The sequence below is a fragment of the Methylobacterium sp. J-092 genome (assembly GCF_022829325.1).
Lineage (GTDB): Bacteria > Pseudomonadota > Alphaproteobacteria > Rhizobiales > Beijerinckiaceae > Methylobacterium.
This window is the reverse complement of sequence record NZ_JAKSXU010000124.1, coordinates 20,968-33,693: the sequence shown is the minus strand read 5'-3', so window position 1 is coordinate 33,693 and position 12,726 is coordinate 20,968. Positions and strand designations below refer to the sequence as shown.

Annotated in this window: 14 protein-coding genes and 1 pseudogene; 3 read left to right on the top strand and 12 right to left on the bottom strand. The window is 68.6% G+C overall.

Annotation, left to right across the window (positions count from 1 at the left end; genetic code table 11):
* The 6 genes and pseudogenes from MKK60_RS14655 to MKK60_RS14630 form a co-directional block, all read right to left on the bottom strand.
* A pseudogene (locus tag MKK60_RS14655) lies at positions 1–204 on the bottom strand (amidase); the annotation flags it as partial.
* 14 nt (positions 205–218) lie between these two features.
* Complete coding sequence (locus tag MKK60_RS14650; RefSeq protein ID WP_243986791.1) at positions 219–935, bottom strand: ATP-binding cassette domain-containing protein; 717 nt, start codon at positions 933–935, stop codon at positions 219–221.
* Positions 932–1,666: an ATP-binding cassette domain-containing protein gene (locus MKK60_RS14645; RefSeq protein WP_279596303.1), complete on the bottom strand. Its 735-nt coding sequence runs from the start codon at positions 1,664–1,666 to the stop codon at positions 932–934. Before MKK60_RS14645 ends, MKK60_RS14650 begins: the two co-directional genes overlap by 4 nt.
* A complete protein-coding gene (urtC, locus tag MKK60_RS14640) occupies positions 1,639–2,754 on the bottom strand; it encodes an urea ABC transporter permease subunit UrtC (RefSeq protein ID WP_147841486.1) in 1,116 nt (371 codons plus the stop codon). The genes MKK60_RS14645 and urtC overlap by 28 nt, the downstream gene beginning before the upstream one ends.
* Positions 2,751–4,388, bottom strand: a complete 1,638-nt coding sequence (gene urtB, locus MKK60_RS14635; protein ID WP_243986784.1) for an urea ABC transporter permease subunit UrtB — start codon at positions 4,386–4,388, stop codon at positions 2,751–2,753. The genes urtC and urtB overlap by 4 nt, the downstream gene beginning before the upstream one ends.
* A gap of 13 nt (positions 4,389–4,401) precedes the next feature.
* Positions 4,402–5,628, bottom strand: a complete 1,227-nt coding sequence (locus tag MKK60_RS14630) for a transporter substrate-binding protein (protein ID WP_147728917.1) — start codon at positions 5,626–5,628, stop codon at positions 4,402–4,404.
* Between the two features lie 95 nt (positions 5,629–5,723).
* Here MKK60_RS14630 and MKK60_RS14625 point away from each other — a divergent pair, with 95 nt between their 5' ends.
* Positions 5,724–6,263: a transposase gene (locus MKK60_RS14625; RefSeq protein WP_313901128.1), complete on the top strand. Its 540-nt coding sequence runs from the start codon at positions 5,724–5,726 to the stop codon at positions 6,261–6,263.
* A 199-nt stretch (positions 6,264–6,462) separates the two neighbouring features.
* On the opposite strand, the gene MKK60_RS14620 is transcribed toward MKK60_RS14625, so the two are convergent.
* From MKK60_RS14620 to MKK60_RS14605, 4 genes are all read right to left on the bottom strand, one after another.
* Complete coding sequence (locus MKK60_RS14620; RefSeq protein WP_243986775.1) at positions 6,463–6,912, bottom strand: hypothetical protein; 450 nt, start codon at positions 6,910–6,912, stop codon at positions 6,463–6,465.
* Between the two features lie 180 nt (positions 6,913–7,092).
* Positions 7,093–7,302 (bottom strand): hypothetical protein, encoded by a 210-nt coding sequence (locus MKK60_RS14615; RefSeq protein ID WP_243986774.1) that lies wholly within the window; start codon positions 7,300–7,302, stop codon positions 7,093–7,095.
* A 297-nt stretch (positions 7,303–7,599) separates the two neighbouring features.
* A complete protein-coding gene (locus tag MKK60_RS14610) occupies positions 7,600–8,457 on the bottom strand; it encodes an NAD(P)-dependent oxidoreductase (protein WP_243986773.1) in 858 nt (285 codons plus the stop codon).
* Between the two features lie 56 nt (positions 8,458–8,513).
* The gene (locus MKK60_RS14605) at positions 8,514–9,884 is read right to left on the bottom strand and encodes an MFS transporter (protein ID WP_243986772.1); all 1,371 of its coding nucleotides are present in this window, start codon (positions 9,882–9,884) and stop codon (positions 8,514–8,516) included.
* 331 nt (positions 9,885–10,215) lie between these two features.
* Here MKK60_RS14605 and MKK60_RS14600 point away from each other — a divergent pair, with 331 nt between their 5' ends.
* Positions 10,216–10,650 carry a hypothetical protein gene (locus tag MKK60_RS14600; RefSeq protein WP_243986771.1) on the top strand — a complete coding sequence of 145 codons (435 nt, stop codon included), beginning with the start codon at positions 10,216–10,218 and terminating at the stop codon, positions 10,648–10,650.
* A gap of 201 nt (positions 10,651–10,851) precedes the next feature.
* On the opposite strand, the gene MKK60_RS14595 is transcribed toward MKK60_RS14600, so the two are convergent.
* Entirely contained in the window at positions 10,852–11,265 is a 414-nt protein-coding gene (locus tag MKK60_RS14595) for a hypothetical protein (protein ID WP_243986770.1), read from the bottom strand.
* Between the two features lie 135 nt (positions 11,266–11,400).
* Entirely contained in the window at positions 11,401–12,375 is a 975-nt protein-coding gene (locus MKK60_RS14590) for a universal stress protein (protein WP_243986769.1), read from the bottom strand.
* A gap of 62 nt (positions 12,376–12,437) precedes the next feature.
* On the opposite strand from MKK60_RS14590, the gene MKK60_RS14585 reads away from it, so the two are divergent.
* Positions 12,438–12,635 (top strand): universal stress protein, encoded by a 198-nt coding sequence (locus MKK60_RS14585; RefSeq protein ID WP_409567403.1) that lies wholly within the window; start codon positions 12,438–12,440, stop codon positions 12,633–12,635.
* Positions 12,636–12,726: the final 91 nt, after the last annotated feature.

Here is a 12,726-nt window from a genome sequence, read left to right as displayed (position 1 = left end):
GGGGACGCATTGATCGAGCACCGCGAGGTGCTCGGCCGAGACCCGCGCGGGATCGGGATGCAGCGACTCGCGTCCGCCGGCGGGGAAGGAATGGAGGGTGACCGTGTCCCCGGACGCGATCTCGAGCACCGGCGGCAGCGCGGCGTCGAAGTAGCCGAGCACCATCTTGTCGGGGGTGGCCGGGATCTCGTGATGCGTCGGCATGTGCGCTCCTGATGTCAGACGGCGATGTGGCGGGTGAGGTCGGCGTGGCTGATCGCGCCGCGCTCGCTCCGCTCGACGATGCCCCCGCGCGAGAGGACCACGACGGAGTCGGCGAGGCGGATCGCGAAATCGAGATACTGCTCGACGAGCAGCACGGTGATCCGACCTTTGAGGCCGGCGATCACTGCCTCGATCGCCGAGACGATTGAGGGCTGGATGCCCTCGGTCGGCTCGTCGAGGAGCAGCAGCCGCGGGCGCGTCGCCAGCGCGCGGGCGATGGCGAGTTGCTGCTGCTGCCCGCCCGAGAGGTTGCCCCCGGGCCGGTGCCAAAGCTCGCGCAACGCAGGAAACAGCGCCGCTGCCTCGTCCACCGCCCCGGTGCGCTCCAGCCCGTGAGCGCGGGCGGCGACGCGCAGGTTCTCTGCGACGGTGAGATCCGAAAAGATCTCGCGGCCCTGCGGCACCGTCGCAAGCCCGCCCCGCGCGCGCCGATCGGTCGGCCAGGATGCGATCTCGTCTTCGTCGAAGGCGATCCGCCCGCGGCTCGCCGGGATCAGCCCGGCCAGACACCGCAGCAGCGTGGTCTTGCCCGCGCCGTTGCGGCCGAGCACTGCGAGGCAGCTGCCCGGTTCGATCGTGAGCGCGACGCCGCGCAGCACCTGCGCGCTGCCGTAATGCTGGTCGAGCCCCTCGATCGTGAGCCGCATCGGCGGTGCTTCGGGCATGCTCATCGGCCCAGAAACACCTCGATCACGCGGGCATCTGCCCGAGCGCCGCGCATCCCGCCCTCGTAGAGGGTGCGGCCCTCGTGCAGCACCGTCACCCGGTCCGCGATGGCCTCGACGAAGGCCATGTCGTGCTCGATCACCACGATGGCCCGGTCGGGCCTTCGCAGCGCGCGGATCAGCGCGGCGGTGCGCTCGGTCTCCGCGTCCGAGAGCCCCGCCACCGGCTCGTCGAGCAGGATGATCCTGGGGTTCGAACCCAGCACCATGCCGATTTCCAGCCACTGCTTCTCGCCGTGGGCAAGTGCCCCGGCGAGTGCGTGCGCGCGGGGTTCGAGGCCGATCTCGCCGAGCACCGCCCCGATGCGCGCGGCGCGCTCCGATGCCGGGAGCCCAGCGCCGCAGCCGATGTCGAGGTTTTCGTACACCGTCAGCGCCGGGAAGACGCTCGGCTTCTGGAACTTGCGCCGCACGCCTGCCTTGGCGATCCCAGCCTCGGAGCACCTGGCGAGGTCCAGGCTGTCGCCGAGCATCACCCGGCCGCGGAGGGGCTTGGTGATTCCGGAGATCACGTCGAGGAGCGTGGTCTTGCCGGCCCCGTTCGGGCCGATGACGGCGCGGACCTCGCCGGCATCGACGGCGAGCGATAGCGCGGTCAGCGCCCGGAAGCGGCCGAAGACCACATCGAGCTTGTCGACCAGAAGGGCGCTCACCGGCCCCCTCCGTTGCGCAGCCATGTCGGCTTGGTGCGGAGGGAGGCGAAGTCGAGCAGGCCGTTCGGCAATGCCAGCACCACCACGAGCACCAGCCCCGACAGGATGAAGGGCCACGCCTCCGGCATCGCCGCACTGAGCCAGAACTTGAGCGCGTTGACTGCGACCGCGCCGATCACCGCACCGCCGAGCCGGCCCATCCCGCCGATCGCCACCCAGACCGCGATCTCGATCGACAGGTCGGGGGCGAGCACCCGTGGGTTGATGATGCCGACCTGCGGCACGTAGAGCACGCCGGCCAGCGCCGCGATCATCGCCGAGAGGCACCAGATCCCGAGCTTCAGCCGTGTCGTGCCGTAGCCGAGGGTGCGCAGCCGGGTCTCGTCGTCGCGGCACGCCAGCATGCGTCGCCCGATCCGCCCCGCCACCAGCGCGCGGGTGCCGACGAGAACCGCCGCCAGCGCGCCGAGCGAGGCTAGGGCGAGGCCCGTCGTCACGGCCGCCGAGCCCATCGGATATCCGAACAGCAGCGGGAAGCCGGTCATGCCGTTGTTGCCGCCAAGCCCGGTATCGTTGCGGAACATCAGCAACATGGCGACGTAGACGAGTGCCTGGCTGATAATCGAGAAGTAGACGCCGTTCACCCGCGAGCGGAACGAGGCGAAGCCGAAGACGAAGGCGACGGCCCCCGACAGCGCCATCGCCAGGAACAGGGCGTAGGGCGCGTTGGTGAGCCCGGCCCAGTAAGCCGGCAGCGTCTTCCAGCCCATGAACTGCACGAAGTCCGGCGCGACCCCCGTCGCGGAGAACGCGTGCGACAACAGGTGCATGGCGCAGACGTAGCCGCCGATGGCGAAGAACAGCCCGTGACCGAGGCTGAGGATTCCGAGGTAGCCCCAGATGAGGTCGAGCGACACGGCGAGGATCGCGAAGACGGCGAGTTGCCCGATCGTGTTGACGACGTAGGGGGCGGGCTTCAGTCCGACGAGCACCAGGCAAGCAGCCAGGATTAGCAGCAGGATGCCGACGAGGAGCGGTTCGTGAAGCCACGCGGCCGGCCGACGCGGACGTGCGTTGACCGGGGACGGCAGGCTCTCGGCTGCCCCGCTCATCGCCGACGCCTCGCAACGAATAGGCCCTCGGGGCGTCGTTGGAGGAACACGATGATGCCGACGAGCACGATCACCTTGGCCGCGACCGCCCCGTAGAACGGCTCGATCAGCACGTTGGCCCCGCCGATGCCGAGCGCCGCCACCACCGTCCCGACCACGGTGCCGACGCCGCCCAGGACCACCACCATGAAGCTGTCGACGATGAAGGTCGCGCCCATGCCCGGATTGACGCTGTAGATCGGGCATAGGGCCACTCCCGCGAGCCCAGCGAGCCCTGAGCCGAAACCGAAGGCGAGGCGGTCGACCCGTCGGGTCCTAATGCCGAGCGCGCCGGCCATGTCGCGGTTAAGCGTCACCGCGCGGATGTCGAGGCCGAGCGGCGTGCGCTTGAGGATCAGCAGCGTCGCGGCGAGCGTCACCGCGGCGAAGGCGATGGCGAAGAGCCGGTTCCAGGTGACGATGAAATCGGCGTAGAGCGGGACACCGCCGCTGACGTAGGACGGCATGCCGAACTGTAGGTTCTGCGAGCCGAAGACGACGCGCACAAGATTGATCAGGAACAGGCTCACCGCCCATGTGGCGAGCAGGCTCATCAGCGGCCTTCGGTAGAGGTGGCGTAGGATCAAGGCCTCGACGACGATGCCGACGCCGGCCGATGCCAGGAACGCGACGGGAATCGCCGCGACGAGGTAGAGGTCGATCAGACCCGGCGCGACCATCCGAAAGGCCTCCTGCACGCCGTAGGCGGCATAGGCGCCGACCATGATGAGCTCGCCCTGGGCGAGGTTGATCACCCCCATCAGCCCGAAGATGATCGCGAGGCCGACCGCTGCCATAAACAGGATGCTGGCAAAGCTCAGGGCGTTGTAGGAGAGCGCGAGTCCGTCGCCGATGGTGACCGCGCGTTCGACCCGCGCGATCCCCGCATCGAGCGCGGCTTTGAACGCCGGATCCGCGGCATAGGCCGGATCGGTCCGCAAACTCGCGAGCCGGGAGCGTGCGGCGCTCGACGGGGCGTCGGCGATGGCGCCGATGGCCGCCCGGCGGCGCGCGGGCTCGGGGGCGTTCAGCGCGGCGGCCTGCATTGCCTGAACGATCGCGGCGCGTAGAACCGCATCCGTCTCGGCGGCGCGGGCGCGCTCCAGGATGGTGTCGGCCTCGGGCACCGCTGCGGCCCGTCGCTCCAGGGTGGCGAGTCCGGCCGAACGCTGGGCGGTGCTGGCGCCGGTGAGCAGCGCGACGACCCCAGCGCCTGTCTCGACGAGCCCGCGTTGGCGCAGGCCGAGGACCGGCGAGCGTGCGCCGGCGGCCGACCGCGTCGCGCCGGTCGCGGCATCGCGGCCTTCGCTGCCCCCTGGGCGATCGAGCAGGACCGACGTGTCCCCGACGCAGGCGAGGCGTCGGTCGAGCAGCGCCCGCAGGATGGAGCCGGAGAACGCGAGGTCGTCGGCGCTGGCGGTGGCGGCGGATCGGACAACATCATCCGCGCCGCGAGCGAGGCCGGCTCCGTCGCTGCAGACGGCCCTGGCGAGGGCCGAGCGGTCGATGGGGTCCGCAGCGGCCTGCGCCATCGAAGCGGACACCATCAGGATCAAGGCGAGGGCGACCCGCACCCCGCGAACGAGAAACGACACCGGTTGCGGCAACTCAGCCATACGGGCTGAACGGCACAGGCTTGGGGGCATCCGGCGACTGCCACAAGACGTCGAAGCCGCGCTTCTCGTTGACCGAGCCGATGAAGATCCCGCGCGAGACGTAGTTGTTCTCGCCTGTCATGGTCAGCGTGTAACCGGACGGTCCCTCGTAGCTGAGCCCCGCAAAGGCCTTGCGCACCTCGGGCACCGCGAAGCTCTTCGCCTTCGCGGCCGCCAGCGCCCAAAGCTGGACGCTGTCGTAGGCCGACACCATCGGATCGATCACCGTGTCGGCGCTGAAGGGCACGTTCTTGGCCTTCACATAGGCCGCCCAATCCGAGAGGAACGCCGCGTTGCGTTCACCCTTGGCGGCCTGAAGGTAGGCCCAGCAATTGAGATGCCCGACCAGCTTGGTCGTATCCAGGCCCTCCAGATCCGCCTCGACCATGTCGAGGCCGAGGATCGGCACGTCGGTGGCGAGAATGCCTTGGTTGGCGAACTCGCGTAGGAAGTCCGGGATCGAGGAGCCGACGACAGTGAGGACGACGATCGGCTGGCCGCCGGGCTGGGCGGCGAACGTGCGAATCTGGTTCACCAGCGTCTGAAAGTTCGAGAAGCCGAGCGGCACGTACTCCTCGCGCCACGCGCTCTCGGCGATGCCCTTGGACGCCCAGTATCCCTTCAGGATCTTGTTGATGGTCCGCGGCCAGACGTAGTCCGAGCCGATCATGAAAAAGCGCTTGGCGGACACGCCCTCGGACCCCATCAGGTAATCCACGGCCGGCAGCACGGAACTCGCCGGCGGCGAGTTCACGTAGACGACGTTCTTGGAGTTCTCCTCGCCCTCGAAATGGAGCGGATAGAACAGCAGGCCGTCGTTCTGCTCCACCACCGGCAGCACGGATTTGCGCGACACCGAGGTCCAGCAGCCGAACAGGGCGGCGACCTTCTCCTGTTGCAGCATCTGCCGGCCGATCTGCGCGTAGAGCGGCCAATCGGAGGCCGGATCCGAGGTGACGACCTCGACTTGGCGCCCGTTGACGCCGCCCTTGGCGTTCAGCTGGTCTGCGGCCATGCGGACGACATAGTTGAGCCGCCCCTCGATGTTGGCCATCGTTCCAGACGATGAGAACAGGCAGCCGAGCTTGACCGTCTCTGCCGCCCAAGCTGGGCGAATCAGGGCTGGGGCGGCGAGCGCCGCGGCGGTTCCGATCAAGCCCCGTCTCGTGAATTCTGCCATCGGACCCATGCCCCTGCCTCGCTGTCGGATTGTCCGGGCGCGGGGCTGTGCGCGGAAGACCAAAGTGACTGCAGGCATGGCGGCGGCGTGCGCAAATGGCCGGCATGGCGCCCGCCCTGTGGGCGCGGTCGTGCCCAAACGGCAAAATTGCCGTTTGGGCGTCGGTCCGGCTCTTGCAGAGATCGGGCATTCCAAGGCGTCGAGCGCGCCGCGAAGACTGCTATTGCATCGCGGCGACCGGACGGCTCCGAACAGGGAAGCTGCGCATGCGTCGATCCCGGCATACTGACCAGGAAGTGGCGTTCCTCCTGAAGGAGGCCGCAGCCGGGACCGCCATCGCGGAGATCTGCTCCGCCGCGCACGTCTCGATCGGTACGTTCTACCGCTGGCGCCGACGGCTCGGCGGCCTGCCGCCGGAGGGTGTCGAGCGGCTGGGGCAAGTCGAGCGCGAGAACGCGAGGCTTCGCGACGAGGTCCTGCGCCTGCGCAGCGCCTTGCGCGCCGCCTCCACTCACGCGTCCGATGCCCGTCGTGCGCCCGGCGCGAAACCGGACAATCGTATACCAGCGCCCGTGCATCATCGCGGCAGTGGCGCCTCCGTCGGTCGCTATGCCTTCGTCCGTGGAGCGAATTGACGAACCACCGCGGCGATGCCGGTCGACGGTCACGTCCAGAGGCTGTCGGAATGTGAAGGGCGCCACCACGTGATCCTGACGCGAGATGATCCAGGCGGCGTTGAGCGACGTCATGAACGGGCTTCCAGCACCGCTCGGGTAAAGCCGTCGGCGCTGAATTGATCGAGCGGTCCGACGGCACTAGGCCGGGACGCGGCATTCAGGCGTTTGGGCGCTTTGGCATCAGACCGGCGGCGGCAGCGATGTAGGCGACCACGTTCGCGACGATGGCGACGAAGACGGCATCGACCAGCACAGAGCCACGGGCGGCGAGGATCCCTCCGATCGAGCTCGTGGCCACGAGCCCCGCACGGGCGACGGCGGTGTTGAACCCCTGGGCCAAGCTACTGTAGCGTTCGTCGACGGAACCGACCGCCGCGCTCGTGAGCGGTGCCACGGCATAGGCCATGCCGAGTGCCGCGACGAAGGTGCCGGGCAGAACCGTCGACCCGTGGGCGTTGTGTCCGCCGATACGCAGAAGCAGCAGGAACCCGGCCGCGACGGCCAGGGGACCTGCAATCAGGCGGGGTCTGGACGCGATCCGGCCCGCGAGGCCGCTGAGAACCAGCGAGCCGATGGCGACAACGAGTGGTAGCGGCAGGAGCGCCACCCCGGCGACCGTCGAACCCGAATGTCCGAGAGCGGAGACGGTGCGGACCGGGCAGTCTTCGTCCGGCTTCCGCGTGTGAGGCGCCGCATCGATCCGCCGCGATGCTGGAGCGTCATGACGTCGGAGCGTCGTGATGCCGTGGCCCTTCGGATCGAGGCGCGACGGTTCTCAGCTCGTGTCCTAGTAGGGCGGCAGGCGGCCGCTCTCGCTCAGCACCGCCTCCGTGCCCTCGATCAAGAGATCGTTGACCTCGCAGGTGCGTGCGAACGAGCGTTCCGTCGGGCGCTGTAGCAGCACGGCCGGCCGGTCGACCTTTGCGCGCCGTATTGCCTCGCGGCGTGACGTGAGTGCGCCGCGCATCAAGGTGCGCACGTCCGTGGTGCCGGGCATTTGCGGTGACCGTCTGCAAGCAGCTACAAGTGATGACGGTCAAGCTTAGGCATGGCTGCTTGGTTCGAGCAAATCGATTGTCAGTCGAGCGATCCGGATCCGCACCGACGTCTTGGCTTTCATCGACGATGAATCGCCATTCAGGACTGCTTAAGCATCCTGCGCTTACGACCTCGTCCGCCCTTCCCCACCATTGCCTGCTGCCTGCTGCTGACGGCCGAGCAGGACGCCGGAGGTTGCCTTGGTTTGGCGTATGGCGTTGCCCGAGCGTGATCCGAACCGATTCAAGCGTCCGCCCTATGGTATGGCACTTGGACTTGCAGAACGGATGGCATGGCCAAGTCTCCGAAGCCCGGTGTGATTATTGCCAAGCTGCGGCCAGCGGATGTCCGGGCCCGTAGTCCGGCACGCCTTGCGGCTCCGACAGCGGGCTCCGATCGGCCTGAGGAGAGATGGGCCAGTGACGGGTTCGGGAAAGCAGGGTCGGGCCACTCGGGGGCATCGGGGCTTCCTCGTCGGGGTGCGTGGGATCCGAAGGTGGCCTGGGCGTTTAGCCCATGAAGTGCCAGGCGGCCTCGGACGTCGTGCGCTCGTGGGAGACGATGCCATCGGGTCGGAGCCCGACCTCGTCGATCCGGGCCTTCCCAGGACCTTGCAGCCGAAGCCCAGCATGATCCTGGCGACGCCGAGGCCGATCCGGCCGGTTCCCACGATTCCCACTGTGCGGCCATGCAGGTTGAACCCGAGCAGGCCATCGAGAGCGAAGTTGCCGTCCCGGACCCGGGCGTAGGCGCGGTGGATGTGCCGGTCGAGGGACAGCATCAGCGCCACGGCGTGCTCGGAAACGGCCTCGGGGGAGTAGGCCGGGACCCGGGCGACGACGATGCCATGCCGCTTGGCGGCGGCGAGGTCGACGTTGTTGAACCCTGCGGACCGCAGGACGACGAGGCGCACACCGAGTTGCGCGAACACATTGAGGGCGGCGGTGTCGACCGCGTCGTTGACGAACGCACAGACGACCTGGGCCTTGCCGGCGAGGACCGCCGTGGTCCGGTCGAGCCGCGCATCGATGTAGGTCAGGGCGTGGCGGCCCGCGACCGCCGCGTCGAGGAAGCGCCGGTCGTACGGCTTGGTGCTGAAGACCGCGACATCCATGTGGTCATCCTTGGGCGTGAGGGCGGTCGAGGAGAAGGCATTTGGATCGAAGCCGCTCAGGCGGGCGCCAGGACTGAGACGAAAGGCTTCGTGCCGTCCTGCGCGAGGGGTCCCTGCTCGGCCGTGCCGGTCTCCCGGAGGAACAGAGCGAGGACCAAGGCCAGGACGACGCCGCCCACCAGGGGCAGGAAGGCGGTCTGGAAGTCGGCCAGGGTCAAGGGGACGCCCTGCCGCGGTAGCATCAGGTGCGAGATGAACGGCGACATGATCCCCGTCGTCACGAAGACGAGGAAGTTCATCACCCCGGCCGCGGTGCCCTTCACCTCCGACGGGTTTGTCTCCTTCATCATCGAGAAGGGGATCATCGCCGCCCCGGACGCGATGCCGAGGATGAGGGCCACGGAGTAGCGCGGCAGCGTGCCCACCGGGACGTAGATGGCCGTCAGGCCCGCGGCGAGCATCAGCAGGGCGCCGCCCAGCAGCACCGGCTTACGCCGGCCGAGCCTGTCCGAGACGTATCCGAGGAGCGGACACCCGAGGACCCAGCCGATGGGCACCATGGCCGCGTCCGACGCGGCGTCCGCCATCGACAGGTTCTCGCCGGCATGGAGGAAAGACGTGGCCCAGACCAGGGCGCCGATGGTGGTGGGCAGGAACAGAAGGCCCCCGACGATGCCGGCGAGCCAGCTCTGCGGATTACCGAAGATAACCTTGAACGGATGGAGCAGGGCGGAGACCGAGAACCCGGCATGGTGGCTCGGGCTGTCGCCGGTCTCGCGCGGCATCACGAACCAAGTCGCGAGGGCCAAGACAAAGCCCATCGCGGCGAAGGCGACCCAGACATGCTGCCAGGGGACGTTGAAGCCGCCGGCCGGGTCGATGGCCATGTGAACGGGCTTCGATCCGAACGCCGCGCCGGCCATGCCCAGGCATTGCGTGAGGCCGATGAACAGCGCCAGCATGCGCGTCGGCAGGTAGCGGGCCGCCACGTAGGACGAACCGACGAAGGCGAAGATCGCCCCGGTCGCCTGAAGCACGAAGCCGATCATGCCGGCCGCCTCGCTGCCCTGCGCGAAGACGAGACATCCGAGGCCGACGACGGCGATGCCGTACGGGATGGTCCGGTGGGCGCCGTACCGGTCCAGCAGGACGCCTGCGACCAGGGCCATCACCGCGTAGGCGACGTAATAGGCCGAGATCATCGTCCCGATGTGATTGGCACCCCAGGCCGAGGTCAGTTCCGCCTGCATCACCCCGGGCGCAGACCGCACTGCGTACTGGAAGAAGTAGAAGACCGCGCAGAGCACCCAGGAAAGGAGGAACAGGAGCTTGAGCTCGGCCGGCGGCGAAGGATCGGATCGTCCACCTGCAGGCGCCGCCACCGAGAGGTCTTTTGGATCGCCTTTGGCGATTGCCGCGTCCACCATTTCGAGATCTCTCCGGCATTCGCGGCTGACCGCGGTTTCGTGATGCCCGCCCGGAAAGCACGTTCTTCCATGGTCGTTCGCGACATCGAGAGCCCCTGGTGAGGGGACGCGTCCTGCGAGCGAACGAGGGGACACGAAGACCCTAGATCGGGGCTCGGGACGAAGCCTTGCGCTGGATCAAGGATACCGCCCGCGTTCCCGCCGTAGGCTCGTTCCCAGCTGGCACCTCGATGGGCGGACCTCGCTCGCGACCGTGATCGGCCCACGAGGAACGGGTGACATGGGCGGGAGAACTCGAAGGTTCCCGAAGGATGGGAGCGACGTCGGGGCCATGCTCGACGGCATCTCGGCGGTGCTGGGGGCGCTCGTGGTCCTCACTCCGTTCCTGTTCTTGGAGACCGGGAACTCCCCCGCCGCACTGAACGCCTTCGCATGCGGGTTTGCCGTCATGGGCTTGGCCTTCCTCGACGGGCCCGAACCAGAGCCCTGGACGCGGTGGGCATCCAGTGTGCTGGGTGCCTGGGTCGCCGTCTCGCCCTGGATGCTTCAACGGGCTCTCCTACCGATGGGCGCCGTCAGTCGACCGCCCATGGCCGAGCCCGCGATCTCGATGGCGTTCGTCCTCGGTGTTGGTATCGCGGTCGTCGCCGCCCTCGACATCGTCCGGACCACCTCGAAGTACCGTCGGTCGCTCGCGAAAGGACGATCGACAGCGCATGCCCTGAGGGAAATCGGACGTCAGGTACCGGCATTCCTCTCGCGATGAAGGGGCTTTCCCTGCGAGCCGCGACGCGCCTCCGCCCGAACCGAGCCGGATACGCCTTCGGGTCAGCCTGTTCGGTCGGGAGGTCCCGTTCGAGGCGTTCCGCGACCTCGCGGATGACACCCGCGATCCGGTCCCGAGTATCCTCCGGCTCCCGTCGGATCGCCACGGCGAGATGGCCCAGGGTGCGGCGCTTATTATTGATCAGGCCAGCTTCGGGACGTCGCCGGAAAGCCGCCGGGCCCGCTGCTCGTATCCTCCCGACGGATGGATCTCGTCTTGCAGGGGACCGACCTGGCCCGGAGAGAACGGACCGAGGCCTTCCGGCGCGGCGCGGCCTTCGTGAACATGATGTCCCGGTGTCGAGACGGCACGCGTCGCCTTCGGAGCCAGCTGCGACCCGGTGCCGGTGCCGTCCTCGGCTGCCATCTCGCCGGCGAGACGCTCGACCACGTCGAGGGCAGCCCCGATCCCGTCGGCCTGCAGGCAGACCTCGTCCTCGTCGATCCGGCAGGCGTCGTCCCCGGTCCACCACCGCCCGTCGTCGATCAGGCGGAGCACCTCGACGAGACGGTCACGCTGCTTGGTCAGGGCCTCGACGGCGCGGGGACAGGTCATCTCGAATTCCTTCTCGCCGTGGTCGAACGCGGGGCGTCGACCGTGTAGGCGCGGGGATCACCGTAGATGCCGGGCCGGCGTCGTCCTTGCGGTGGATCAACGACCTCGCCCGGACGTCGATCCACCGGATGGCGTTCAGTGAGACATCAGGCAACAGACAGGGCTGTGGTCGAGGAGGGTGCGCGTCACGCCGCCGAAGAACCATTCCCGCAGGCGACTGTACCCGAAGGCTCCGCTGACGATCAGGTCCGCCCCGAACATCTCGGCGGCGTCGAGCAGGGTCTCGGCCGTCCCGCCAGCCTTCGGGACCTTGAGAACCCCCACGGCCTTGACGCCGTGCAGGCCGAGATAGGCGACGACGTCCTCCAACTCGGTCCGGTCGGTGCCCTCCGCGACCTGGACGACCTGGACATGTTCGGCGAGCGTCAGGAACGGCATCGCATCGGAGATCGCCCTCCGGCCCTGCGGGGTGTCCTTCCAGGCCACCACCACGCGGGTCGCCGACAGTCGCTCCACGCCGTGCGGCACGACGAGGATCGGCCGGCCCACCGTCATCAGTGCGTCACCGGGTCCGACGGCGGCCGCGTGATGCGGCAGGTCGTTCTTCCCCTGACGCCCGACCACGACGAGATCGGCCGCCCGCGACTGCTCCGCGAGGAACGTGAGCGTTTCCCTGAGCTCGGAACGCCACTCGATCCGCTCCGCCGGCCGGGCCGCAAGACGGAAAGTCTCTTCCGCCCGGTGCAACTCACCGAAGGCTTTCTGGCGGAGGTCCTCGATCCCGTATCCGGTCGGCACGGACGTCTCCCCGAACCCCCGCGGGTAGTCCGGTGCCCAGGCCGCGACGCCGATGAGGCGTGCATCGAGCCGTCGCGCGAGATGCGCGGCCACACCGATCCGCGGAGCCGTCCGCTCCCCGGGATCCACGGCGACGATGATGCTGGCATACGACATGGTGGACCTCCGGTGACGAGGGGAGGACCATGCCCGTTGGCCGGGCATCCATCGTTGATCCAGCGCAAACCCGTTCCGGGCGGCGAAAGGCCAGGCATCGTCGTCCGTCGACGATGGCCCGGTACGATTTCCGGCCCCGCCCTTGCGTTGGGTCAAAGCCGGCACCTCGGCGGACGGGCATCGTCCGGTTTCCCGCAGCCGAGCGAGCCGTCCCGTCCATGACATTGGCAAGCATCATGGTGTCCGTCGATCTCGCAGGCGACCCGGAAGCCCTGCTCGACCTGGCGTCCGAGGGCGCGACCGACCTGATCGTCATGGGAGCCTACGGTCATGGGCGCTTGCGGGAGGCCGTCCCCGGCGGCGTCACCCGGGATGTCCTGCGCCGTTGCCCCGTCTGCAGCTTCCTGGGCCACTGATGACCGAGCACGCCCCGACGAGCGGCATGATCCCTCCCGCGAATGCCGATGACGGCGGTAAGCCGCCGGTCGACGGTGCGGTCACCCAGAT

Excerpts from the sequence above, each read along its gene's own strand:
- MKK60_RS14585 (WP_409567403.1), top strand. The coding sequence starts at position 12,438 with ATGACATTGGCAAGCATCATGGTGTCCGTCGATCTCGCAGGCGACCCG.
- MKK60_RS14610 (WP_243986773.1), bottom strand. The coding sequence starts at position 8,457 with ATGGATGTCGCGGTCTTCAGCACCAAGCCGTACGACCGGCGCTTCCTC.
- MKK60_RS14630 (WP_147728917.1), bottom strand. The coding sequence starts at position 5,628 with ATGGCAGAATTCACGAGACGGGGCTTGATCGGAACCGCCGCGGCGCTC.
- MKK60_RS14605 (WP_243986772.1), bottom strand. The coding sequence starts at position 9,884 with ATGGTGGACGCGGCAATCGCCAAAGGCGATCCAAAAGACCTCTCGGTG.
- MKK60_RS14595 (WP_243986770.1), bottom strand. The coding sequence starts at position 11,265 with ATGACCTGTCCCCGCGCCGTCGAGGCCCTGACCAAGCAGCGTGACCGT.
- MKK60_RS14650 (WP_243986791.1), bottom strand. The coding sequence starts at position 935 with ATGAGCATGCCCGAAGCACCGCCGATGCGGCTCACGATCGAGGGGCTC.
- urtC (WP_147841486.1), bottom strand. The coding sequence starts at position 2,754 with ATGAGCGGGGCAGCCGAGAGCCTGCCGTCCCCGGTCAACGCACGTCCG.
- MKK60_RS14615 (WP_243986774.1), bottom strand. The coding sequence starts at position 7,302 with ATGCCCGGCACCACGGACGTGCGCACCTTGATGCGCGGCGCACTCACG.
- MKK60_RS14600 (WP_243986771.1), top strand. The coding sequence starts at position 10,216 with ATGCTCGACGGCATCTCGGCGGTGCTGGGGGCGCTCGTGGTCCTCACT.
- MKK60_RS14645 (WP_279596303.1), bottom strand. The coding sequence starts at position 1,666 with ATGGCTGCGCAACGGAGGGGGCCGGTGAGCGCCCTTCTGGTCGACAAG.
- MKK60_RS14625 (WP_313901128.1), top strand. The coding sequence starts at position 5,724 with ATGGCCGGCATGGCGCCCGCCCTGTGGGCGCGGTCGTGCCCAAACGGC.